The sequence below is a fragment of the Streptomyces sp. A1136 genome (assembly GCF_004795055.1).
Taxonomy (GTDB): Bacteria; Actinomycetota; Actinomycetes; order Streptomycetales; family Streptomycetaceae; genus Streptomyces.
Window position 1 is genome coordinate 67,032 of the sequence record NZ_SSBJ01000001.1, and the last position, 23,255, is coordinate 90,286.

At 71.3% G+C, this 23,255-nt stretch carries 24 protein-coding genes and 1 pseudogene; 16 read left to right on the top strand and 9 right to left on the bottom strand.

The features are described 5' to 3' along the window. Positions 1-11: 11 nt before the first annotated feature. The 3 genes from E6R62_RS00345 to E6R62_RS00355 all read right to left on the bottom strand — a co-directional run bounded on the left by E6R62_RS00345 (position 12) and on the right by E6R62_RS00355 (position 3,962). A complete protein-coding gene (locus E6R62_RS00345; protein WP_136210118.1) occupies positions 12-1,823 on the bottom strand; it encodes a carbamoyltransferase C-terminal domain-containing protein in 1,812 nt (603 codons plus the stop codon). 44 nt (positions 1,824-1,867) lie between these two features. Beyond that, complete coding sequence (locus E6R62_RS00350; RefSeq protein WP_168713926.1) at positions 1,868-2,914, bottom strand: FAD-binding oxidoreductase; 1,047 nt, start codon at positions 2,912-2,914, stop codon at positions 1,868-1,870. 100 nt (positions 2,915-3,014) lie between these two features. Next, positions 3,015-3,962, bottom strand: a complete 948-nt coding sequence (locus E6R62_RS00355; RefSeq protein ID WP_136210122.1) for a hypothetical protein — start codon at positions 3,960-3,962, stop codon at positions 3,015-3,017. Positions 3,963-4,365: 403 nt separating this feature from the next. On the opposite strand from E6R62_RS00355, the gene E6R62_RS00360 reads away from it, so the two are divergent. The 6 genes from E6R62_RS00360 to E6R62_RS00385 all read left to right on the top strand — a co-directional run bounded on the left by E6R62_RS00360 (position 4,366) and on the right by E6R62_RS00385 (position 9,575). Beyond that, complete coding sequence (locus tag E6R62_RS00360) at positions 4,366-4,689, top strand: type VII secretion target (RefSeq protein WP_168713927.1); 324 nt, start codon at positions 4,366-4,368, stop codon at positions 4,687-4,689. A 3-nt stretch (positions 4,690-4,692) separates the two neighbouring features. After that, positions 4,693-5,988: an amidase domain-containing protein gene (locus E6R62_RS00365; RefSeq protein ID WP_136210126.1), complete on the top strand. Its 1,296-nt coding sequence runs from the start codon at positions 4,693-4,695 to the stop codon at positions 5,986-5,988. Between the two features lie 62 nt (positions 5,989-6,050). Next, positions 6,051-6,422: a hypothetical protein gene (locus E6R62_RS00370; RefSeq protein ID WP_136210128.1), complete on the top strand. Its 372-nt coding sequence runs from the start codon at positions 6,051-6,053 to the stop codon at positions 6,420-6,422. Between the two features lie 198 nt (positions 6,423-6,620). Then, entirely contained in the window at positions 6,621-7,223 is a 603-nt protein-coding gene (locus E6R62_RS00375) for a hypothetical protein (protein WP_136210130.1), read from the top strand. A 211-nt stretch (positions 7,224-7,434) separates the two neighbouring features. Continuing rightward, a complete protein-coding gene (locus tag E6R62_RS00380; protein WP_136210132.1) occupies positions 7,435-8,970 on the top strand; it encodes an alkaline phosphatase in 1,536 nt (511 codons plus the stop codon). Positions 8,971-9,035: 65 nt separating this feature from the next. Continuing rightward, positions 9,036-9,575 (top strand): hypothetical protein, encoded by a 540-nt coding sequence (locus E6R62_RS00385; RefSeq protein ID WP_136210134.1) that lies wholly within the window; start codon positions 9,036-9,038, stop codon positions 9,573-9,575. A gap of 69 nt (positions 9,576-9,644) precedes the next feature. Here E6R62_RS00385 and E6R62_RS00390 read toward each other — a convergent pair whose 3' ends face one another. From E6R62_RS00390 to E6R62_RS00400, 3 genes are all read right to left on the bottom strand, one after another. Then, a complete protein-coding gene (locus E6R62_RS00390) occupies positions 9,645-10,595 on the bottom strand; it encodes an MASE1 domain-containing protein (RefSeq protein ID WP_168713935.1) in 951 nt (316 codons plus the stop codon). A gap of 88 nt (positions 10,596-10,683) precedes the next feature. Then, on the bottom strand, positions 10,684-11,511 hold the full coding sequence (locus E6R62_RS00395; RefSeq protein WP_136210136.1) for a PP2C family protein-serine/threonine phosphatase: 828 nt from the start codon (positions 11,509-11,511) through the stop codon (positions 10,684-10,686). Between the two features lie 58 nt (positions 11,512-11,569). After that, a complete protein-coding gene (locus E6R62_RS00400; RefSeq protein ID WP_136210138.1) occupies positions 11,570-13,093 on the bottom strand; it encodes an alpha/beta hydrolase in 1,524 nt (507 codons plus the stop codon). Positions 13,094-13,373: 280 nt separating this feature from the next. Between E6R62_RS00400 and E6R62_RS00405 the strand changes: the two are divergent. Then, positions 13,374-14,129 (top strand): annotated as a pseudogene (locus tag E6R62_RS00405) (SigB/SigF/SigG family RNA polymerase sigma factor); the annotation flags it as partial. Positions 14,130-14,193: 64 nt separating this feature from the next. On the opposite strand, the gene E6R62_RS40575 reads toward E6R62_RS00405, so the two are convergent. Further along, positions 14,194-14,529: an ATP-binding protein gene (locus tag E6R62_RS40575; RefSeq protein ID WP_306432395.1), complete on the bottom strand. Its 336-nt coding sequence runs from the start codon at positions 14,527-14,529 to the stop codon at positions 14,194-14,196. Positions 14,530-15,356: 827 nt separating this feature from the next. On the opposite strand from E6R62_RS40575, the gene E6R62_RS00415 reads away from it, so the two are divergent. Continuing rightward, positions 15,357-16,718, top strand: coding sequence for an aspartate aminotransferase family protein (locus E6R62_RS00415; protein WP_136210143.1), 1,362 nt, complete (start codon positions 15,357-15,359; stop codon positions 16,716-16,718). Between the two features lie 305 nt (positions 16,719-17,023). Beyond that, positions 17,024-17,968, top strand: a complete 945-nt coding sequence (pucL, locus tag E6R62_RS00420) for a factor-independent urate hydroxylase (RefSeq protein ID WP_136210145.1) — start codon at positions 17,024-17,026, stop codon at positions 17,966-17,968. A 57-nt stretch (positions 17,969-18,025) separates the two neighbouring features. Here pucL and E6R62_RS00425 read toward each other — a convergent pair whose 3' ends face one another. Then, positions 18,026-18,541 carry a histidine phosphatase family protein gene (locus E6R62_RS00425; RefSeq protein ID WP_240801403.1) on the bottom strand — a complete coding sequence of 172 codons (516 nt, stop codon included), beginning with the start codon at positions 18,539-18,541 and terminating at the stop codon, positions 18,026-18,028. Positions 18,542-18,797: 256 nt separating this feature from the next. Between E6R62_RS00425 and E6R62_RS00430 the strand changes: the two genes are divergently transcribed. The 6 genes from E6R62_RS00430 (at position 18,798) to E6R62_RS39310 (ending at position 21,735) form a co-directional block, all read left to right on the top strand. Then, entirely contained in the window at positions 18,798-19,013 is a 216-nt protein-coding gene (locus tag E6R62_RS00430; RefSeq protein ID WP_136210149.1) for a CbtB domain-containing protein, read from the top strand. Between the two features lie 18 nt (positions 19,014-19,031). Then, positions 19,032-19,790 carry a CbtA family protein gene (locus tag E6R62_RS00435; protein ID WP_136210151.1) on the top strand — a complete coding sequence of 253 codons (759 nt, stop codon included), beginning with the start codon at positions 19,032-19,034 and terminating at the stop codon, positions 19,788-19,790. Positions 19,791-19,811: 21 nt separating this feature from the next. Continuing rightward, positions 19,812-20,057: a hypothetical protein gene (locus tag E6R62_RS00440; protein ID WP_136210153.1), complete on the top strand. Its 246-nt coding sequence runs from the start codon at positions 19,812-19,814 to the stop codon at positions 20,055-20,057. A gap of 265 nt (positions 20,058-20,322) precedes the next feature. Continuing rightward, positions 20,323-20,967 carry a hypothetical protein gene (locus E6R62_RS00445; RefSeq protein ID WP_136210155.1) on the top strand — a complete coding sequence of 215 codons (645 nt, stop codon included), beginning with the start codon at positions 20,323-20,325 and terminating at the stop codon, positions 20,965-20,967. 130 nt (positions 20,968-21,097) lie between these two features. Further along, on the top strand, positions 21,098-21,445 hold the full coding sequence (locus E6R62_RS00450) for a hypothetical protein (RefSeq protein ID WP_136210157.1): 348 nt from the start codon (positions 21,098-21,100) through the stop codon (positions 21,443-21,445). A 113-nt stretch (positions 21,446-21,558) separates the two neighbouring features. Then, positions 21,559-21,735, top strand: coding sequence for a hypothetical protein (locus E6R62_RS39310; protein ID WP_168713921.1), 177 nt, complete (start codon positions 21,559-21,561; stop codon positions 21,733-21,735). 55 nt (positions 21,736-21,790) lie between these two features. On the opposite strand, the gene E6R62_RS40580 is transcribed toward E6R62_RS39310, so the two are convergent. After that, positions 21,791-22,057, bottom strand: a complete 267-nt coding sequence (locus E6R62_RS40580; RefSeq protein ID WP_240801404.1) for a hypothetical protein — start codon at positions 22,055-22,057, stop codon at positions 21,791-21,793. A gap of 300 nt (positions 22,058-22,357) precedes the next feature. Between E6R62_RS40580 and E6R62_RS00460 the strand changes: the two genes are divergently transcribed. Beyond that, positions 22,358-23,185, top strand: coding sequence for a hypothetical protein (locus E6R62_RS00460; RefSeq protein WP_136210161.1), 828 nt, complete (start codon positions 22,358-22,360; stop codon positions 23,183-23,185). Positions 23,186-23,255 lie beyond the last annotated feature (70 nt).

The following is a 23,255-nucleotide window of genomic DNA, read 5'->3' on the forward strand; positions in this document are numbered from 1 at the left end:
TACTCCTTCTTCTAGGCGTTGACGCGGTCGGTCTTGGCAACGAGGTGGTTGCCGAGGACCAGGTAGTCGATCTCGGTGCCCAGGAAGCAGTTCAGGGCGTCCGTGGGCGTGCAGACGATGGGTTCGCCGGCGACGTTGAACGAGGTGTTGATCAGGCACGGGGTGTCGGTGAGTTCGATGAACTTCCGCAGCAGCGCCGTCAGCCGGGGGGTCCCCTCGTCAGTGAGGGTCTGGATACGGGAGGTGCCGTCCACGTGTACGGCGCCGGGGATGCGGTCCTTGTACTCGTCGCGGACGGGGAAGACGAACGTCATGTACGGGGAGCTGGTCTTGCGCCCCATGTCGAAGATCTCCGGCGCCTGCTCCTCCAGGACGAGGGGAGCGAAGGGGCGGAAGGGCTCACGATGCTTGACCCGGGTGTTGATGATGTCCTTGATGTCGCCGAACCCGGGGTTGGCGAGGATGCTGCGATGCCCCAGCGCGCGGGGCCCGTGCTCGACGCGGCCCTCGAACCAGCCGATGACGACCTTCTCCGTCAGGAGCTTCGCCACGTGCTCGACGACCTCGTCGTCGTCCAGGCGCGAGACGCGGACGCGACCGGTGAAACCCTCCAGCGCCTCCTCGATCGCGGCGTCGTCGTAGGCCGGGCCCAGGTACGGGCCGACGGGCTCCGCGGCGGCGGCGAGAACGTCCGCGGGGGCGGTGTCGGCGTGGTTGAGCCAGGCGTGGGCCGCGGCCCCGATGGTGATCCCGGTGTCGGAGGCACCGAAGCTGACCTGCATGTCCTCGAAGCGGGAGCCCTCGAACATCGGGGTGTTGTTCAGGCAGTTCAGGGCGACGCCGCCTTCGAACAACAGCCGGTCGAGATCCGTCCTCTTCTCCAGGTGGCTCACCTGGTGGGCGGTGGCGACGTTCAGCATCTGCTGCGCGGCGGCGGCGACGCGGGCCTTGTATTCGAGGGTGTCTTCGAAGGGGCCGAAGTACTCCTCGAACAGGGCGTCGTGACTGTGCAGGTTGTCCGTCTGGAGGGGCTTGGCGAAGGTGTAGCGGCCGTCGTCGTGCAGCGTCAGAAGGCGCTCGACGAACGGGTTGGGGCTCGGCGGCGTGGTGTATCCGGCCAGGCCCATCACCTTGTACTCGTCGTTGTTCGGGACGAAGCCGAGGAAGCGGGTGATGGCGGAGAACAGGGTGCCGATCGAGTACTCGGCACCGGTGACCGTGTCCTCGAAGACGGTGATGCGGCCGTCGCGGATCTCACCCGTCAAGGTCGAGAAGCGTTCGGCGCGGCCGTCGCTGACGAGGAACGCGGAGTCCTTCATGCCGGCGAGGTAGTAGCCGGTCGTGGCGTGGGCCAGGTGGTGAGGGACGAAGCGCACCTTGGCCGGGTCCGGGCGGTGTCCGGTGCGGGTTTCGAAGTCCGCGAGGATCGCCTCGGGGCTGACGATCTGGTCGAACAAGTCGGCGATGTTGCCGCTCAGGGCGGCCTTCGCCTCCTCCGTCAACGGCGAGGTGCCGATGCCGTCCAGGATCTCGTCCCGGACTCGGGTGGACCAGTTCCAGGGGAAGGCGAACAGGTCGACGTCATCGAACGTGATCCCGGCCTCCTTCAGGCACCAGTCGATCGCGTGCGTGGGGAAGTCGGTGGTCTTCTTCTCCCGGTTGAGGCGCTCTTCCTCTACGGCGGCGACCAGGCGGCCGTCCACGAGGAGCGCGGCGGCGGCGTCGTGGCCCAAGAGGTAATGCTTGTTGATGCCGGTCGCACCGAGGCGTTCGGAGAAGAACTCCGACACCCGGCTGAAACCATTACATCCAAGAACAATCACGGCATTCTTTCCTGTTATGGGGCTACTTGACGATCAACAGGTGGCTACTGGGCGATCAGCAGGTCGCGGAGCTTCTCGCCGGCCGCGGGCGCCTGGCACAGGCCCGCGCCGGTGAACCCGGCCGCGTACAGGAAGCGGCGGGTGGGGTGTTCCCCGATCAAGGCGCGGTTGTCGGGGGCGGCGTCGAAGTCACCGGACCACGCGCGGTGCAGGCCGATGCCGTCCAAGGCGGGGAACAGGGTCCCCAGGTGCTCCGCGATGCGGCCGAGCCAGTCCTCGCGTGCCTCGCCGGCCTTGGGCGCGCCCATGGCGAGCAGGACGCGGTCCTTCCACGACCGGATGCGCAGGCCGGACGCGGCGTGCATCGTCATGGGCATCTCGCGGTGCGGGGACGGCGGGACGTCGGTGAACAGCATCTCCATCGTGCGGGGTGCCAGCGGCAGGTCGACCGACGCCATGGATGCCACCTCGCCGGACCACGGGCCGGCCGTGCACACGATGGTGTCCGCCTTGATACGCCCCTGCGGGGTGTGGACGGTGTTGTCGTCGTCGATGTGTGTGACGGGCGTGTGGGTGAACAGCCGGGCGCCGTGATTACGGGCGGCGGCGGCGTAGCCCCGGACGATGTCGAGGCCGTCCACGTGGTACGCCTCGGGAGACCAGGCGGCGGCCAGGACCGCGCGTTCGTCGACCAGCGGGTTGAGCCCGGACGCCTCGCGGGGGCCGATCAGGCCGACTTCGACGCCGACGGCCCGCTGGGCCCGCTGTTCGGCCTCGAACCCGGCGATCTGCTGCTCGTCGGTGAACAGCACCATGAACCCGAGGCGCTTCAGGGCGAGGGGCACCGCGGTGTGGCGGGCGAAATCGTGGTAGGCGTTCAGGCTGCGCACGGCCCTTTGCCCCGTGGAGGGGGCGCCGGGGAAGTAGGTGCGGACCATGCCCGCCGTGTGCGCGGATGCCCCACCGCCGAGGCCTGCGCGTTCCAGCAGTACGGTGTCGACGCCGGCTTCGGCGAGGTGGTAGGCGGCAGAGGTTCCGATGACTCCCCCGCCGATGACGACGGCGTCGGCGCGGGCGGGCAGGGCGCTCAAGATCTTCTCCTGTGGTGTGGGGTTCCGGTCGCGGGGCGGGGGTGCCGGTGTCGTCGTCCTCTCTTCGGCGGACTCCGCTCCGGGCATGGCCGCGCGCCTCCTAGACGACCTGTTGGCGCAGGTGGTCTCCGGTCTCCCACGGGTACAACTGGAGGTTCCAGCCGCCGAGGCAGTTGATGTAGAGGGCCATCTGGCTGGTGACGGCGTAGAAGTCGTCCCGGTCGAGGTCGTCGATGACATCGAAGAAGCGCTGGGTGAAGGCCCACAGCTTCTCCAGACCGCAGTAGCCCAGGAACTCGGCGGGGACGCCGACCAGCAGGCGGGCCATGTGGGCCAGGGAAGCCATGGGCATGCCCTGGACGTTGGCTCGGACGAGTCCGCCGTAGGCCGCGTAACCGAGCGGCCTGGTCTCGCCGTTGACGAACAGCAGGGTGGGCAGGACGGTGCCGAAGTTGCCCGCCCGGGAGGGGATGATGCCCCGGTGCAGGTCGTCCAGCTCGGCCGGCGGCGCGAGCCAGATCTTCTCCGTCTCGGCGACGATGTCGGCGATCAGGCGGGCGGCGTCCGTGTGGGTGGCGTGCAGCGTGGGGATGTGGTGGCCGCCCGGCCCGCCCGCGCGGCGGACCTCGACGAGGATCTGCTTCTTCGTGGAGTAGACGGCGTCCCAGATCGCGGCCCCGGCTTCCAGCAGGGCGGGCATGTCCGCCTCACGGATGCGGCCGACGGGGGTCGCGGGCATCGGCTCGGTCAGCGTGCCGTACTTGATGCCCAGGTGCTGCAAACCGGAGCAGAACACGGTGCCGTCGGGGGCCTCGCGGCGGTCGGGGATGCGGGTGGCGTGCGGGGTGTGCAGCAGGGTGGGGATCGGCGCCACGTGGTAGAGGTGCTCTCCCGCGATGAGCGCGTGCCCCTGGAGGCTCTGGTACGGCAGCGACTCCCACAGGGCGTCGGCGAGTGCCGGGTTGCGGTCGTCAAGGTCGGCGGTGACCGTGATGCCCAGGTCGGGCCAGGAGATTTCGATCTGTCGGCCAGGCAACTTCTCGGACAAGGCTTTCCCCGTTCGTTGGTTCGGCTTGTTCGAGGAGTACATCGCCAACAGGCTTTTTCCAGACAGGTGTTGATGACATAAAAGCTTGATCATCCTGCGATCCGTAGTTCGTGCGTTTCTACGGAACCCCAGCTCAGGCGAGTCGATGCACTGGTGTATGAACCAGGCGGTCCGCTTGTACAGGTTCGGGGAGAGTGGGAAAAACCTGGCCTTTTCGATCAGGTACCGAACCGTGCGGGGGCCGAACAACCCCGGACGGACGCCTACGCGTTGTCCCGAGCGCGTCAGCCTGAAGAACTTCTGAGGGCACGCCTCGTGGGGACGGACCGGAGGTCACCCCGCTGACGGATACACACGCCGGATCGACATTAAAATGTCCCTCAAACCGCTCATGGGGGGATTTATGGACGTAGACATCAAGACGCACTATGTGCGACAAAGCGCAGGGGGAGCCCGCACGATCGCCGAAGGGGCACTGGAGAACCTGCGACGGTCACTCGATTCGAGCGACACGGCAGCCGACGGCCACCACGGCTGGTCCTCGGCCTCGGCGTTGAAGGGGTGCGCGACCGCCTGGGAGGACCACATGGTCGACTTGGGCAAGCAGATGAACACCATGGCCGACAATCTCCACACCACGGCCAACGCCTACGACACCACGGACGCGCAGGCGAAGGACGCCTTCAGCAGGCTCCGGAGCGGCCTCGCCGAGTTCGGGGGAAACTGATTCGTGGTCGCCTATCACGACCTGTACGACTGCCGTGTGGACCAGTGGCAGAAGGCGGCGGACGACTGGGTCGACCTGGCCCGGCGCTCCTCTTCCGCCGCCGAGGACATCCGCGCGCAGGGCAAGAAGCCGCTCGACGACCACTGGGCGGACGCCACCGGCAAGACGGCCGGCAAGCGCCTGGAGGACCTCGCCGACCGCCTGGAGTCCGGCGGGGACATCATGAAGGGTGTGGCCATGGTGCTCGACGCGCTGGCCCACTCCATGGGCTACGCCCGACGCACCCTGTTGCACGCGGTCGAACTGGCCGGCGAGCACGGGCTGAGCATCCAGGACGGCCGCGCCGAGGGCGCGTACACGGGCGCCGCCCCAGTCGGCCCGAACGTCCCGCAGAACGTGCGCGACGCCTACACCAAGGAACTGGGACACATATCCGAGGTCAACGGGCTGATAGAGGAAGCCCTGCGCGAGGCGTCCCAGGCGGACGCGAAGGCCTCCACCGAACTGGACAGACTGGCAAAGACCATCGGCGTCGCCGACACCTCGCAGGCGCACAACGAAATCCTGGTCGAGGCGTCCCATGTCGAATTCGACTTGCTCAGGGCGGACATCCCGGTCGGGAAGGACCCGCACCTCGTCCGCGCCTGGTGGGACGGCCTGACGCCGCAGCAGCAGAAGGACCTCATGCGGGCCGATCCCGTGACCATCGCCGACCTCAAGGGCCTGCCGCCCGAGGTCGGGCACGAGCTCCGCGGACCCGACGGCAAGATCGACCGGGTCGAGATGGTGCGGTACGCGCTCGACCACTGGGACAAGCCGGACGATCTCGAGTTCAAGAACAACTGCGCCAATTTCACCTCGTCGGCTCTTGAGGCCGGAGGGATGCACAACAAGTTCGACTTCTGGATGGGGCCACGCGGGGACAACACCTGGGGACGTGAGAGCGGCCTGGGGGTGGACTGGATCGACCAGCGGGCATACCACTCCCGATCGTGGTCGCAGGCCAAAGGCCTGCATGGCTTCCTCCTGCGCAACGGCGGTGAGGAAGTCGCGAGATCGGAAGCACGCCCTGGCGACGTGATCTTCTACGAGCAGGTCGCTCCCGACCCGGACGAGCCGCAGGGCGAGATCTACCACGCTGCCGTGGTGACCTCGGTGACCCCTGATGGCGACGTCAAGTTGACTCAGCACACCAGCTCGTTCCAGAACGTGAGTCTGGACAGCCGCGAGCATGTTGCCACCAGGAACCACGGCGAGCAGCGCATCCACATCGTCCGACCGCACCCGAATTGGTACTGATGGAAACCTCCTCCTCAGCCGCATTGTCCGGCGCCGCGCAGGACCGCACGGTCACGCCAGGCATGGTGATCACGGCACTGCTCGTTCCGGTCGTGGCCGTTCTCGGTGTGGTCACCTCCTTGCGCGTCCAGGACATCGACAGCGACTGGGTACACCGGCAGCAGGCGGCCTGTCGGCACATGCCTTTCCCGAAGATGGAATACGTCGTCGCGTGGTCGGGACCGATCCTCGGCGTGGCGGCGATGGCCGTCTGCGCACTGCTCGCCCGGTGGATCCGCCGCCGCTGCGGCATGCGGCTCTGGGACACGTGGCCGGGGCTCTTGGCCTTCGTCTGCGCCATGCTCAACCTACTGGCGATTCTGCTGGAGCTGTTCATGCTGTGGGCCACGTACACCCCCGACGGGTCGGGGCCGATCCTGGGTGACTGCGGATAAGCGGGCAGCACGGCTCACGGCGGAGCTCCGTGAGGACGGGGGCCCCGGCCTTCGCCGTGAGCCTGACGGGGCAGATCCGCAGCGCCGAACCGGGCTTGCCCGGACGGTAGATGGGCCAGGACCACCGCGCCACGGGGCGATAGGCAGGCGCCGGCTGCGAGAGGATGTGGGACCCACACGCAACAGGAGGCAACACCCGTGGAAAAGACCGCCACCCGTCCCGTCTTCCGGACCAGACGGGACCAACTCCGTAACGGTGGCCGGGGAGCGCTGATCGGGACCGCCTTCGGCGTGATGTGGTTCGCCCTCGGACAGTCCGCCGTCCACGGGACCGCCCGCCCGGCCGTACTCGTGGGCGGTCTCCTCATGTTCGCCGCGAGCGCCGGCGCCGTGGTCCGCCTCTTCCTCATGGCCCGCCGTACCCCCGCCACCGTGCAGGGCGCGCCGGCGGCCGCGGGCGGCGGCGGCCCGAAGTTCCTCACCGTCGTACTGATCGAGGCGGCCGTCCTCGGGGTGGGCAACAACTACATACGCACCGGCCTGCACCGCCCGGAGCTGATGCTGACCTGGTCGGCGCTGGTCGTCGGCGCGCACTTCTTCCCGATGGCCCGGAGCCTGCGCGCCCCGATGTTGCGCTGGGTGGGCGCCGCGATGCTCGCCACCGTCGGCCTGGCGGCACTGGCCACGCTGCTGCCGGGTGCGACCGAGGACGTCTGGCAGTCCGTACCGGGCATCGGCTGCGCCGCCGTGCTGTGGGCGGGGGCGGCGTACACCGGCCTGCGGGCGGGCCGGAAGGCGTAAGCCCGTCCCTGCACGGCCCTTCACGTCCCTTCGCGTCCCTTCACCTGCCCGGCGCCGCACGCCCCCTGCCGGGGCGCGGCCGTTCGGCCGGGGGGTGGAGGTACGGTTTCCGGCGTTCGGGTGGTGGTTACGTGTTGAGAAGGGGCCGTTCATGTGGCGCTCATAGCTTCGAGAGGACCACGTCGTCCTTCCCGAGGGGATCTCCCAGCACATGCGCCGCAGACCAGTGAAGACGTTGACCGTTCTCGCCCTCGCGGGGGCCATGGCCGCGGGGTCGGCGGCCACCGCCAACTCCGCGCCGCAGAACGACGAGCGTGGCAAGGACATCCGGAACGTCATCTACCTGCTCGGTGACGGCATGGGCCGCACGCACGTCACGGCCGCCCGCGACCGGTACTACGGCCCCGGCGGCAAGCTCACCATGGAGACCCTGCCCTACACCGGCGCGGTCGCCACGTACGCCGTCGAGAAGGGCACCGCCAAGCCGTCCCTGGTCACCGACTCGGCCAGCTCCGCCACCGCGTGGTCGACCGGCGTCAAGACGTACAACGCCGCGATCGGCGTGGACTCGTACGAGAAGAAGGTCGCCACGCTGATGGAGCAGGCCAAGGCGGCCGGCTTCGCCACGGGCAACGTCTCCACAGCCGAGATCACCGACGCCACCCCGGCGGCCCAGTTCAGCCACGCGCTGCTGCGCGGCTGCCAGGGCCCGGTCTACTCCGACGCCGCCTGCCTCCCCAAGAAGGAGGACGGTACGTACGAGGCCGCGCCCGCCGACAAGACGCTGATCACGCCGATCGCCGAGCAGATCGCCCGCAACGGCACCGCCGACGTCGTCTTCGGCGGCGGTCTCGCCCGCTTCGAGCCGGACGACCAGAAGGCCCTCCAGGCCCAGGGCTACCAGGTGCTCGGCAACTTCGGCGACGCCGCGCTGCCCGCCCAGACCGCCGCCAGCCAGAAGGTCGCCACCAAGGCGGACCTCGACAAGGCCAACGGCAAGAAGGTCATCGGCCTCTTCAACCGGGGCAACCTGACGGTCGAGCAGGCCAAGGCCGGCCTGCCCGCCGACGCCCCGCAGAAGCAGGAGCCGACGCTGGCCGACATGGCCCGCAAGTCGATCGCGCTGCTCTCCGACCGCAAGCAGCAGGAGCGCGGCAAGGGCAAGGGCTTCTTCCTCCAGATCGAGGGCGCCCAGATCGACAAGCGCTCGCACGCCAACGACGCCGCGCAGACGCTCGGCGAGGTCAAGGCCTTCGACGACGCGGTCAAGGCCGCCTACGACTTCGCGAAGAAGGACGGCCACACGCTGGTGATCGTCACGGCCGACCACGAGTGCGCCGGCTTCAACATCATCGAGCACGGCACCTACACCAACTCCGAGGCCGTCGCGCCCCCGGCCAACACCGACGCGGGCAACCCGGCGAACAACAGCACGCCGTCGCGCGCGACCTCGGGCGCGAAGGACACCACCCGTTCGACCGGCATCGTCAACGGGGCGGGCTCGGGTGACGCGAAGAACTTCGCGCCGGCCACCTTCCGCACGCCGGACGACGCGCCGGACGTGAAGGACGGCAGCCCCGAGGCGAGCCTGTGGCTGACCTACCTGTCCGGCAACCACACCGGCGCGGACGTGCCGATCTTCGCCTACGGCCCGAACGGCAGCGCGTTCGCCGCGAGCCAGAACAACACCGAGCTCTACACGAAGATGTACCGCTCGCTGTTCGGCCGTTCGCCGCAGCACCACTGATCCCTCGCGCACCCGGGGCCGGGGGGACTCCTCCCCCCGGCCCCGCCCCCTTTCAGGAGCGTTCGATGAGAAACCCCCTGCGCCGCGCCGCTCTCGCGCTGGTCCCGGCCGTGGCCGTACTCGCCCTCGCCGGCGGTTGCTCCGGCGGCGCGCCCCGCACCGCCCCCGCCGGGGAGCCGGTCGCCGCCGCGTCGCCCGTGGTGTTGCCCGCGCCGCGCAGCGCGCCCGCGCCGGCGGCCGTGCTCGCGCAGCCCGTCCGTCCGGGCGAAGTACACGTCGGGGAGGGGCCGTTCACCGACCGGGTACGGCTGGACGGCCTGAGGCTCACCGACCGGCAGACCGTCACCGGGCACGTGGCCATCACGGCGGACGTCAGCGACACCCTGGCCCTCGAACTGGCGGTGGCCTACTACGACGCCTCCGGGCACCTGGTGGGCACCGGGGCGTTCCAGTACCAGGAGGAGGGCGAGGACGCGCACGGCGCCGAGCACCACGACGGTCCGCGCGCGGCGGGTGACGGCATCGACTTCACCGTGTCTCCGGGCAAACTCACCGGCACCCCGGCCAGTGCCGTACTGACCATCCCGGTGCTGGTGAGCGAGTAGCCCCGACGGCGGCTCGGCCCCGGGCGCGCCGGCGACGGCGCGGCTCGGCCACGAGGGCCGACCGGCGGCTCAGCCCCGGGCGCGCGGGGACAGCCGGTTCACCAGCTCGGCCAGGTCCTCGCAGGCCTGCTGGATCTTGAGACGGACATTGTTCTGCTCGGTGACCAGCGCCGACAGCAGGAGCGCGGTCAGGGCCACGCAACCGTTGAGCGCCATCAGATTGGCCATGATCTCCAGAGTGCTGTGATGCGCGAACGGCCCCGCCCGGTCGGTGGCCGCCGACACCGCCGCCGCCGAGATCAGCAGCGCGCACGGCGCCGCCCCCGCCAGCTGGAACCGGACCGCGGCCCAGATCAGCAGCGGGAAGACCAGGAAGAGCAGCGAGAGCGAACTGCGCGTCACCACCAGGGTGACCAGCACGGCCGCGGCCGAAAGGGCCACCGCCTCGGCCGTGCGGTACACGTCCCGCGGCAGCCCCGTCATCGGCAGGGCCAGCAGCACCGGCGTCCCCACGAGCACCCCCATCGCGTCCCCGGCCCACCAGGCCGCCCAAACGGGCCAGAAGTCGCTCCACGGCAGGCTCCCGGCGAGCGCCAGCACCCCGGTGCCCACGGTCGCGCTGAGCAGCATCGGCAGCAGGCCGCCCAGGAACACCAGGGCCAGTCCGTCGCGCAGCCGGTCCAGCTCGGGGCGGAACCGGGCCCGGCGGAGCAGCGCGTAGGCACAGAGCGGGGCCAGGGTGTTGCCGGCGATGATGGCCACCCCGCTGGGGGCGACGGGGCCGAGGGTCCGTATCACCAGGTAGGTGCCCAGGGCGATGCCGGGCCAGATCCGCGGCCCCCGCCACAGCAGTGCGGCGACGGCGATCCCCGTCGGCAGCCACAACGGCGTGACCTGCGCGCCGGCGACGACCAGGCGCTGGAGCAGGCCCAGCCGGCCGGTCACGTAGTAGGCGGCGGCGACCGCGAGGATCCACAGCACCTGCCGCGGTGGGAAGAGACGCTGTGGGGACAGGGCGATGGGAAGACCCCGCCACCACTGCCCTCGCTCGGTGCTCACCCCACGTATGAGACAACGGCGCCGGCCCCGCGCGGGTGCCTGACACGCCCTAACGGGCCGGTGGCGCGTCGTGCCGCAGGACCAGGACGGCCGCGTCGTCCGCGTGACCGGTGGAATCGGCCACCCGCAACACCTCGGCGGCCAACTCCTCCGGATCGGCCGCCGCGCCGTCCCTGACCACCCGGGCCACCTGCCCCAACCCGGTCTCGATCGGGAACGACGGCCCCTCGACCACCCCGTCGGTGAGCAGGACGTACGCGCCGGCCCGCGCGAGGGGCCGGGTCGTCACCGGGTAGTCGCCGCCGGACAGCACGCCCAGCGGCAGGCCCCCCTCGTCCTCCGCGATGCCGTACGCGCCGTCCACGGTGGCCCACACCGCCGGGATGTGCCCGGCACGGGCGCCTTCGAGCCGCCAGGTGTGGGGGTCGAAACGGAGGAAGGTACAGGTCGCGAAGAGGTCTCGGCCGACCGACAGCAGCAGGTCGTTGGCGCGCCCCAGCACGTCTCCGGGGTCGGTCGCGGCGGCCGCGACCGCGCGCAGCGCCATCCGGATCTGCCCCATGAAGGCCGCCGCTTCCACGTCGTGGCCTTGGACGTCGCCGATGGAGAAGGCGAGCGATCCGTCCGTGAGCCCGAAGCCGTCGTACCAGTCACCGCCGATTTCCAGGCCGTGCCGGGCGGGCGCGTAGCGGGCGGCCGTCCGAAGCCCCGGCACTTCGGGCAGCGACGCCGGCAGCATCTCGCGCTGCAGGGCCTCGGCCAGCTCCACACGGGCCTGCTGGAACTCGGCCCCCAGCCGTGCCTGCTCGGTGAGCCTCCCGAGCGTGGTCAGGAGGTCGTCGGCGCTCGCCGGCCGTGGGGAACGACGCGGGGCCATGGACCGCTCCCTCTGGACGACGGGTTGTCCCTGTCCGCACCAAGGTTAGGTGCGGAGCTCAGCTCCCGCAGTACGTGTCCCCCCGCGGGCGCTGCCCGGTGGTGAGGAACCGGGTCACCGCCCGGTCTCCGCAGGCGTTGCCGGTGCCCAGGTAGGAGCCGTGGCCGCCTTGGTCGACGGTGACCAGCCGGGCCCGCGCGCCGAGCGCCTCGCGCATCTTGAGGGCGCCGGCGTAAGGGGTGGAGGGGTCCCGCAGGTTCTGGATCATCAGGATGTTGGACGGCCCGTTCGCGGTGATCCGCGTGGGCTGCTCCGTCGGGCGGTCCTTCCAAAAGGCGCAGGGGGTGATGTTCACCGGCATCCCGGCCGTGAGGGGGTGCGCGGTCCGGTCCGCGGCCACGGCGCGCTCGTACGCGGCGACGTCCCCCGGCCAGCTCACGTCGTTGCAGATGACCCCCACCGTCACCGACGCGTCCGTGTCCGGCATGGGGCCCGAGACGTCGGGCGTCAGCACCGGTGCGGCGGCCGGGTCCTGGGCGGCCAGCAGGAGCCTGGCGAGGGGGGCGAAGGAGTTGCCGTAGAGGGTGGTCTGGAGCGCCTGGCGCAGCCGGGTCCCGGTCAGCGGCACACCCGGCACGTTCGACTGCCGGGGCGCGCGGTCCAGCTCCGCCGCGACCTTCAGGAACAGGGGCCGTACGTCCTCGGGGCGGGCGGCCAGCCGCAGTCCCTCGGCGTCCCGCGCCGGGTCGGCGGCCCAGGCCGCGAAGTCGGGGAAGCGGTCGTCGGCGCCGACCGACATGTTCGCGAGCCAGCCGCGGGCCACGCGGGACGGGTCGGGGTCGCCGCTGCTGTCCAGCACCCAGCGGTCGGTGTGCTGGGGGAACCGCTGGGCGTACTGCGCGCCCACGTAGGTCCCGTACGAGGTGCCCCAGGCGGAGAGTTTCCGCTCGCCCAGGGCCTGGCGCAGGAGGTCGATGTCGCGCACCTCGTTGGCGGTGGTGAAGCTGCGCAGCTCGGGCCCGCCGTGCTCGGCGCAGGCCTCGGCGACCCTGCGCGAGCGGGCCGCGTTCTCGGCGACGGAGCCGTCGGGGCCGGGCCAGGAGCGGAGGGTGACCAGGTGGCGGTCCTCCTCGGCCAGCCCACAGGACGCGGTGGTGCTGCCGCCGACCCCGCGCGGATCGAGGGATACGAGGTCGTACGCGCCGGCCATCTCCCGGGCCAGGGCCTCGCCCTTCGAGGTCAGCCGCTGGACGCCGGAGCTGCCCGGCCCGCCGGGGATCACCAGCAGCGTCCCGCGCCTCGCCTGCGGGCGGTCGCCGCGCAGCCGGGTCACGGCGAGGCCGAGCCGCCGGCCGCCGGGGTCGTGGTAGTCGAGGGGGACGGGGAGCGTCGCGCACTGCTGGCCGGGCAGGGCGCCCCGGTGCGTGCAGTCGTGCCAGTCGAGGACGGGCACGGCGGCGGCCCGGGGGGCGGTGGCACCGGCCAGGGCGGTGGCCTGCGGGGCGGTGGCACCGGCCAGGGCGGCGACGGCCACGGTGGACAGGGCGACGGCGGCGGCCTTGCGGCGGCGGTTGGTGGGCATGGCCCCATGCTTGTGGACCACGCCGCGCGGCCCCATCCGGCTGCCGGGACGTTCCCAGGGGGGCAGACCCCCCGCGGGGCCTTCCGGAAAGCCCGCGCCGGGCCCCCGGAGCACAACCCGGCGCGTGGGCCGGATGGCCGGAGCAAAAGTTCGGGTATGGAATGGTTGGGAAGGGTATATCCCCCTGGACAGCGCAACGACGGCCCCGGACTCGGGACCTCCCCGTCGCTTGGAGCGCAGACTGATGGAACGTACAGAGCTCACAGACGTCGCCACCGACGAGGCCAGGGCCCTCTCGGTGGCCCTGTTCCGCAGGCTGGCCCGGCTGCAGGAAGGCACGGCGGAGTACTCGTACGTACGCAACACCCTCGTCGAGCTGAACATCAGCCTGGTGCGGTACGCCGCCCGCCGGTTCCGCGGGCGCAGCGAGCCGATGGAGGACATCGTCCAGGTCGGCACAATCGGCCTGATCAAGGCCATCAACCGGTTCGACCCGGACCGCGGTGTCGAGTTCACCTCGTTCGCCATGCCCACCATCACCGGCGAGATCAAGCGGTTCTTCCGCGACACCAGCTGGGCCGTCAAGGTCCCGCGCCGGCTCCAGGAGCTGCGCATCGACACGGCGAAGGCGCACGACGCGCTGGAACAGGACCTCGGCCGCGAGCCCACCGACGTCGAACTCGCCGAACAGCTGAACGTCACGCCGGAGGAGCTGTCCGAGGGCCGCAAGGCGGCGCGGGCCTACTCCGCGCGCTCCCTGGACGCCCCGGCGCAGGAGGAGAGCGACCGCGACCCCTACGCCGCTCCGACGGCGCTGGGCGAGGAGGAGCCCGCCTACGACCTCATCGAGTGCCTGGAGTCGCTCAAGCCGATGCTGGCCGGGCTCTCCCCGCGCGAGCGGAAGCTGCTGGAGCTGCGATTCGGGCAGGAGCTGACGCAGTCGGAGATCGGCGGGCAGCTGGGGCTCTCGCAGATGCATGTCTCGCGCCTGCTGAACCGCACCCTGACCCGGCTGCGCGCGGAGTTCCTCACCGACGGGGAGGACGAGGAGACCGGTCCCGAGAGCCCGGCTGCCGCGGCTCCCGGTTCCCCCGAGGCCCTTACCTCCCGTCGGGCTCGGGAAGCGGCGGACCGGAATCCGGCGGACCCGGCGGGGCAGGAGGCGGTACCTCCAGCCAGACCGTCTTCCCGGGGAACGCGCCGCCCGAAGGTTCGGCGCCCCAGCTCCTCGCGAGCCGTTCCAACACGATGAGGCCGTGACCTCCCGGTCGGGTCCGGTCGCCCGGCGGTCGACGGCGCGGGGGCTCGGGGCTGTCGTCGCTGACCTCCACCCGTAGCCCCAGCGCGCTGTGGCGCAAGACCAGCTCCCGGGGGCCACCGCCGTGCAGGCAGGCGTTGGTGACGACCTCCGAGACCAGCAGGAGCACGTCTTCCATCGCCTCGGGGTCACGGGGCCACAGCCAGTCCGTGAGCGCCTGCCGGGTGAAGTCCCGGCACCGGGTGACGACACCGGTCGTCGCGCCGCCCAGGACCAGCCTCCGAGTCTGCTCGGCCACAGGGCCTCCCGTCTCCGCGCGCACGTGTCCGCGCGCCCGTCTCCGCGCGCACTCCTGCGCGCCGCACCTACCCCCGCCCGGGGCGACCAATCCCGATATTCCTTTATGCACCCCTTCTCAACCACCCCGTTAACGTCACAGAATCCCGCCAGTTTCTTCCGGCCAATGGAAAGTAGATTCCGCCATGCGATAAACGATGCCCGGCGCGCTCAACGTGCGGGGGCCACGTCGGGGGCCGAGTCTTCGACGTCACGTGGTCGGGGCCTGGCTGACGACCACCGCCACCGCCTCCCACCTGCGGGAGTCCGACGCGGCCTCGCGCGACCGGATCACCGGGAACATGCCGTGTGCGCCGGGTGGGCGCGCCCGAGGGCGTGGCCGAGGACGCGCCCTACCTCGGGAACGCCGCCTGCACGACCGAGGACGTCCTCGCCGTCGACGGCGGTCGCCACGTCGTGTGATCCGGGCGCGCGGGCCGGCCGGGCGGGCTCCGCCGGGCGAGGGCACCGGGCCGGCGCGTCGACCGGAACGTTTCCCACCCCCGTGCGGAAACCTCCCGGATCGCCTCGCCCGGCCGCCCCGGCGGGCCCGCCCCGGCGACCGGCGGCCGACGCTAGCCCGCCCCCGGGGCCCCGTCGAAAGCGCGCCCGGCGATCCGTCAGGTCGCCGGAGCACTTGTCCACATTCTGGACAACTACCCTCGGATTATGAACGCAGCCGCCGACGGCCCAGCCGCCGTGAAAGACGCCGTGAAAGACGCCGACCGGAAGCACGTCTTCCATTCCTGGTCGGCGCAGGAACTCATCGATCCGCTCGCCGTCGCGGGAGCCGAGGGTTCGTACTTCTGGGACTACGAGGGCAACCGTTTCCTCGACTTCTCCAGCGCGCTCGTCTACACGAACATCGGCTACCAGCACCCCAAGGTCGCCGCCGCCATCGCGGAACAGGCCGGGAAGCTCTGTACCGTCGCCCCCGGTTTCGCCGTGGACTCCCGCTCCGAGGCCGCGCGCCTCATCGCGGAGCGCACCCCCGGCGACCTCGACAAGATCTTCTTCACCAATGCCGGCGCCGAGGCCGTCGAGAACGCCGTCCGGATGGCACGCGTACACACCGGACGCCCGAAGGTGCTGGCCGCCTATCGCTCGTACCACGGCGCCACGTCAGCCGCGATCAACCTCACCGGTGACGCCCGCCGCTTCGGCAACGACTCGGCCACCGCCGGTGTCGTGCACTTCTGGGGCCCGTTCCGCTACCGCTCGCCCTTCCACGCGACCACCGACGCCGAGGAGAGCGCCCGCGCGCTGCGCCACCTGGAGGACACCATCGTCTTCGAGGGCCCGCGGTCGATCGCCGCGGTCATCCTGGAGACGGTCGGCGGCGCCCCCGGCGTGCTCGTGCCGCCGCCCGGCTACCTGGCCGGGGTGCGCGAACTGTGCGACCGGCACGGCATCGTCTTCATCCTGGACGAGGTCATGGTCGGCTTCGGCCGCACCGGGAAGTGGTTCGCCTGCGAGCACTGGGACGTCACCCCCGACCTGCTGTGCTTCGCCAAGGGCGTCACCAGCGGGTACGTCCCGCTCGGCGGCGTCGCCATCTCCGCCGCCATCGCCGAGACCTTCGCCCGCCGGCCCTACCCGGGCGGGCTGACGTACTCCGGTCACGTCCTGGCGTGCGCCGCGGCGGTCGCCACCATCAACACGATGGAGGAGGAGGGCATCGTCGAGCAGTCCGCCCGTACCGGCGCCGAGCTGCTCGGTCCGGGCCTGCGCGCGCTCGCCGAGCGGCACCCCTCGGTCGGCGAGGTCCGGGGCCTGGGCACCTTCTGGGCGTTGGAACTCGTACGGGACGCGGAGACGGGCGAGCCGCTCGTGCCGTACAACGCCTCGGGCGCGGACAACGCGCCGATGACCGCGTTCGGGGCGGCCTGCAAGAAGGGCGGTTTGTGGCCGCTGATCGCCGGCAACCGCATCCACGTCGCGCCGCCGTGCAACATCTCCGGGCAGGACGTGGCGAAGGGCTTGGCGATCCTCGACGAGGCGTTGTCGGTCGCGGACGCGCACATGGTCTGACCTGCGCGGACAACCCCGCTGCTGTGGGGTCGCCCAAGGCGTGGGTGCGGGTATTCGGATGATCCGTGCGGGGGATATCGCACCGTACGCGTGTTGCAATCCGTGGAGCGGTACGAAGCGCCGGCGAGCACCGCGGCAGCACCACCACCAGCACCTACGGACCGGGATGCACGTCAGTCCCGGGGCGGCCCCACGCGGCCGAACGGCGGGGAGCGGCACGCCTTCTCTCGGGCGGACGCTGGACGCCGGGCGTACGGGATCCAGACCACCGGACTCCGTGTTCCCGAGACCCGAAGGAAGACAGCATGAGCAAGCACGTCCTGGCCCAGAACCAGTACGGCAAGGCCGAGAACCGCATCGTCAAGGTCACCCGCAAGGGCAATGGGGGTACCTCCCGGACGGAGTCCGGGGGAGGTTCCTGGCACGAGATCCGTGACCTCAACGTCTCGGTCGCGCTCCGCGGCGAGTTCCGCGATGTCCACCTGACCGGCGACAACGCCAACTGCCTGCCGACGGACACCACCAAGAACACGGTGTACGCCTTCGGCAAGGAACACGGCATCGACTCCCCCGAGGCCTTCGGCATCCTCCTCGCCAAGCACTTCGTCTCCTCCCAGCAGCCGATCCACGAGGCGCAGATCCGCATCGAGGAGTACGCCTGGGACCGCATCCCGGTGCCGACGCGCAAGGAGCAGCACTCCTTCGTCCGCAAGGGCCAGGAGGTGCGCACCGCGCAGATCACCTACAGCGAGACGACGGGGCTCCAGGTCATCTCGGGCCTCAAGGACCTGACGGTGATGAACTCGACGAACTCCGAGTTCCACGGCTACATCAAGGACAAGTACACGACCCTCCAAGAGGCGTATGACCGCATCCTGGCGACCAAGGTCACCGCGCGTTGGGCGCATTCGGCGCTCGCCGCCGACGACCCGGAGCACGACTGGGACCGGTCGTACAAGAAGGTCCGCAAGCACATGCTGGAGGCCTTCGCGGAGACGTACTCGTACTCGCTCCAGCAGACCCTGAACCAGATGGCCGAGCGGGTCCTGGACAACTGCCCGCGGGTCAACGAGGTCCGGCTGAACCTGCCCAACAAGCACCACTTCCTCGTCGACTTGGAGCCCTTCGGCCTCAAGAACGACAACGAGGTCTACTTCGCGGCGGACCGGATGTACGGCCTGATCGAGGGCACCATCCACCGTGACGGGGTGCAGCCGGTCATCGCGACCAGCGACTGGATCGTCGCGTAACACCCACGCCCTCCGCGTGTTCGGCCCGGACCGCGCCGCGGGGTCCGGGCCCTCCGGCTACCGCGCCGCGGGACGCGGGTCCGTGCCGGCGTCCGTGGAGGGGTTCGTCTGCGAGTCCGGGCGCGAAGCCGGGTCGGGCTGTCCCACGAGCAGATTCCAACGGCCGGAGCGTCCCGTGAGGGTGGTGACGGTGTCCGGCCGCACGTCCAGCCGCCAGAACGCCGCCCCGGGCAGGTCCAGGGCGTAGACCACGGCCGCCCGTACGACGGCCTGTTCCACCACCGCGCGGTGCGTGCCCGGTCCGAGACCGGTGAGATGAGCGCCCGTGCGCGCGATCAGGGCCGCCACCGATTCCCCGCCGCCGGGGGGCGCGTACGACGGGTCGGTGAGCCACTGCCCGACCGCCTGGGGATTCCCGGCGGCGACCTCGTCCAGGGTCCGGCCCGCCCACTCGCCCATCTCCTGGCCGCGCAGCCCCTCGTGCCCCGGGCAGGGTGCCCCGACCCCGAACCGCCCCTGGCGGGCGGCCGGACCGAGCGGTGGCGTCACGAGGCGCAGGCGTACGACAGACATGCCAAGAGGGTAGGGCCGAAGGGACCGGCGCGCGCCCGGGGCGTGAGACGGCGCCCACACGCCGTGGTGTTCGGGCCACGCGCGCGGTACGGTCACGGACGACATGACGACGGTATGACGGAAGTACCGGTGAGAATCCGGCACGGTCGCGCCACTGTGAAACCTCCCGCACGGGTACGGGGAGGGAAGTCAGACCCGCCACCGTCGTCAAAGAGCACCACTGACCGGGACGCGTGTTCCCTCTGGAGGTTCTGCCATGGCTCACTCTGCCGCGCCCACGACGGCTCCCGCCGCCGTTGCCCCGATTTCCCTTTCCGCGCTCGCCCCTTGGGCGGTCTTCGCGGGGATCGTCACGCTCTTCCTGCTCTACCTCGTCGGCGCCGAGCAGGGTGCGACCGCGCTCTTCGAGGGCAACACCGTCCACGAGTGGATGCACGACGGCCGTCACCTCCTCGGCTTCCCCTGCCACTGATCCGGAGTCCCGATCCAGATGAACTCCGTATCCCCTCGCGTGCTCCTCGTGCGGGGCATGCTGGCCGGCCTGCTGGCCGGTCTGGCCGCCTTCCTCGTCGCCTACGTCCTGGGCGAGTCGAAGGTGGACGCCGCGATCGCCATCGAGGAGGCGGCCTCCGCCGGTCACCACCATGGTGACGAGGCCGCCGCCCCGGTCAGCCGGGCCCTCCAGGCCACGGCCGGCCTGGGCACCGGCACCCTGCTCTACGGGGTCGCGCTCGGCGGCATCGCCGCGCTCGTCTTCTGCTACGCCCTGGGCCGCATCGGCCGCTTCGGCCCGCGGGCCACGGCGGCTCTGGTCGCCGGGGGCCTGTTCGTCACCGTCAACCTGGTGCCGTTCTTCAAGTACCCCTCGAACCCGCCGGCGGTCGGCGACCCCGATACGGTCGTCCGCCGTACGACGCTCTTCGTGTTGATGATCGCCTTGAGCGTGCTCCTCGCCTCGGGTGCGCTCATTCTGGGGCGGCGGCTCGCCCCCCGCATGGGCAATTGGAACGCCTCGATCGTCGCCGGGTTCGCGTTCGTCGTGGCGATCGCCCTCGCGTACGCCTTCCTGCCCGGCATCAACGAGGTACCGGCGGACTTCCCCGCCGTCTTGATCTGGCAGTTCCGGATCGCGACCCTCACCATCCAAGCGGCACTGTGGGCGACTTTCGGCCTGTCCTTCGGATATCTAGCCGAACGCGCACTTGTGCCCGCCATCGCGCCCAAGGAGGCTGTGCAGCCGACAAGTTGACGGGAAAGGGGCCGGTGGCACATGCAGACGGCGATCTGGGAATGGCGCGGCTGGACGGGCGCCGCCCCGTTCTGGCTGAGTTCGGTCCTGCTGCTCCTGGCCCCCTTCACCGCCATCACCTTGCTGGCCCAGATCGGCGTCATCGTGGCCCTCGCCGGCCTCGGCGGTCTGGCCCGGCAACTCTGGTTCGGTGACTACGGGCATCCGGCCATCCATGTCGCCGCCGCGCTGATGGGCGTCACGGCGGCGGCACTGGTGGTGGTCTGACCCGGGGGCTGCTCCCGCCCCGAGACGACCACTCCCGCCCGGCGGTGGCCACGGCCGTCTCCCTCCTCACCCGTACGGGCGTACCGGTCGCGCCGGCCGAAAAATGGCGCGCTCACCCTCGTCGAGCTGCGAAGACGCGCCCGAGCTGTTACGACACTCCGGTGACATGTCGGCGGTGTCCGGCGCCTCCCGATGTGTACCGGGGCCGCGGGCGTTCCACTGCTGACAGGATTCGGCCGCCCGAGCCGGACCAGGAGGGAATGCCATGGCCCGCGCCCAGTGGGTCGTCGGTGCGCTGACGGTCACTCTGCTCGGCACCGGCGTAGCGATGTTGCACAGCACCCAGGGCGCCGAGCCCGAGGCCGTCACCGTGAGCGACGCGCTGCCGTCGCGGGCGTTGGGGCTGACCGGTCACCGTCGCCTGGTGCGGGAGTTGGAGCACGGCGGTGAGTATCCCGGCCAGGCCGGTCCGGACGCATCCGGCGCCGGTTCCCGGCCCGCCCGGGGCTCCTCCACCACCCAGGTCCTGCCGATGCGGGCGGCGCGACCGGTGCGCCTGCGGGTTCCGAGCCTGGAGGTGGACGTCCACGTCTCCGCACGGAACCCGGAGGGCAGGGTCCGGTGGGACCCCGAAAGCCCGGCCCCGGGGTCGGCCGGTATCGCCGTCGTCAGCGGGAAGGAGCTGCGGCTCGCCGGTCTGCGCCGCGGGCGCCTCATCGAAGTGGCCCGCGCGGACCACCGTACGGCCGTGTTCACCGTGGTCCGGGTCGTGCCGGTGGAGGCGGGCGGGATGCCGGAGCCTCGCAAACGCGCCGAGCGGACCGAGCGGCCGGAACGCGCGGGGCTGAGGCTCGTCGGCGGTGACGCCGTCGTCCTGGCCCGGTTGACGGGGCGCCACCACACGCGTTGAACCGCGCGGCCGGGCGCCGGTCGGCGGGCAGGGTTCTTCGTCCCCCGACAGGGGTGTCTTCCTCCCCCCAACGGGCGTTTCTCGCCCCACGGCGGCGGGGGCTTCCGCGCGTCGGGGCACACAGCAGGGCATGAACGATGCGCGGTACGCGCGGGTGGTGACGGCGAAGGCCCTGACGGTGGTCTGCGTCGTGCTGCTCTGCGTGTTCGGCGCCGGTCCCTCGGCGGCAGCGGCCGTCGAGTCCCGTCCTGCCACCACCGCACCGGCGGAGCCCTCCGACGGGTCGTCCGATCCGGCCTCGGACATCGAGGCACGGCCGGCTCCGCGGGTCTTCGCGCGCGAGACGGCGGGCGTACGGCGGCCGCCGGCGGTGTTTCACGTGAAACGCGCCGCTCACCCCCCGAGCGCCACCCCGGTCGGGGCGGCCGTGGCGGGGTCGTCGCGGCCGACGGTTCGGAGTGTGGTCCTCCGCTGCTGAGCGGGCCCGGGCGTGCCCACCGCGCGGGTGCCTCGCGCGGGTGCCTCGCGCGGTTCGGTGCCGCCCCCAGCAGCGCTCCTGCCCACACTCCTGCGACACCGTGAGGTTCCGTCATGCCCATCGACCCGTACGCTGCCCTGAACGCCATGCTCCGCGCCGAAGCCGCCCGCTCCACCCCGCCGTCGACCCGCCGCCCCGAGTCCGAGCACGCCGGCCGGGACACCGTCCGAGACACCGGCCTCGCGGGGAACGCGCCCCGGCGCCCGGCCGAGGCGGCGCCGGCGGAGTGAGTCGTGGGGTGGCGCCGGTCCCGCGGACCGGCGCCGCCCGGCGGTACGTACGGGATCAGTCCTCGTGCGTGTAGTACCGGTAGAAGGCGGTGAGCCCGGTGGCCACGGCCACGGCCAAGCCGATTGCCGTGGAGCGGAGCACCGATTCGTTGGTGAGACTGAACAGGTAGCCGATGGCAATGCCCGCGAAGGCGCCCCAGGCGGCCGCGTGCGGTTCTCGTGCGAGCCGCGGCCCGAACCGGGCGAGGGCGAACACGCAGCCGGCGAAGACGACGCCGCACAGGATTCCGTAGAAGACGTTTCCGGCGTCGACCGGTCCCATCTGACGCTGGATGAAGGCCGCCCAGACCCCGTACACAAGACCGAGAAGCAGGGGGAGAACCAGTGCGCTCCTACTGACGTGCCGGGTGTCAGCCCCTGTCGTCAGCTGGGGCCGCCGGGGAGCGGTGGGTGCCGCGTGTGCCATGGCCGGCTCCTTTCTGTCCACCCTCCAGGGCACACCCCCCGCTCCGGGCCGGCAAGTGGATCAAGGCGGCCACCCGGGCGACGCGCCGCGTCCGGGGTCACCCGATCGCAGCAACAGGGCTGGCCCGACGGGGTCGCGAGAGCGTTCCCTGGTGACGTGCGCACCTCGCTGTCGGCGGTACTGATCGTGCTCGTGGCCCTCCTGGTGCCCGCGAGCGCCATCGCCTACTGGGCCGACCGTGAGCTGGGGAACGCCGACCGCTACACCGCCGCGATGTCCCCGTTGGCCCGGGACCCCGCCGTACAGAACGTGGTCGTCACCCAGGGCACCCGCGCCCTGGCCGGTCAGATCGACGCCGGGCCCTTCCAGGGCGGGGTCGACACCCTGCTGGGCGAGGCCCTGCGGTCCTTCGTGGGGACACCGGCCTACCGGACGGCGTGGGACGCCGCGAACCGCGCCGCGCACGCCGCGTTCTTCCGGGCGCTCACCACCGGTCACGGCAACGCCCTGACCATCGATCTGGCGCCCGTGCTCGCCGAGGTCAAGGGGGAACTCGTCGGGGACGGAGTCCCGTTCGCGGACCGCATCCCCGTCACGCACCTGTCCGTCAAGGTCATGGAGTACGACGATCTCGGCGCGCTCCGGAGAGGATTTCGCATGCTCCAGGTCGCCGGCGTATGGCTCCCGCTGCTGACCCTCGTCCTCGCCCTGACGGCGGTCGCCGTCGCCGTGCGGCGCCGACGCGCCGTTCTCGCCACCGGCATCGGGCTCGCCGTGGGGGCGGTACTGCTCTGGATCACCGTGGAAGTCTGCCGCCGCCTGACCCTGGACGACCTGCCGCCCGACGTCGACCGCCCGGCCGCGGGTGCGGTATACGACGCGCTCACCTCGTTCCTGCGCACCACCGCGTGGGTGGTGCTGGCCATCGGTCTCGCCGCCGCGCTGGCCGCCTGGCTGACCGGACGACTGCGCCGCACCCCATAAGCTCGGAACGTGCCCAAAGGCCCAGACCTCCCAGACCTCCACAGACCCCCGTAGAACCTCCCCGCAGACC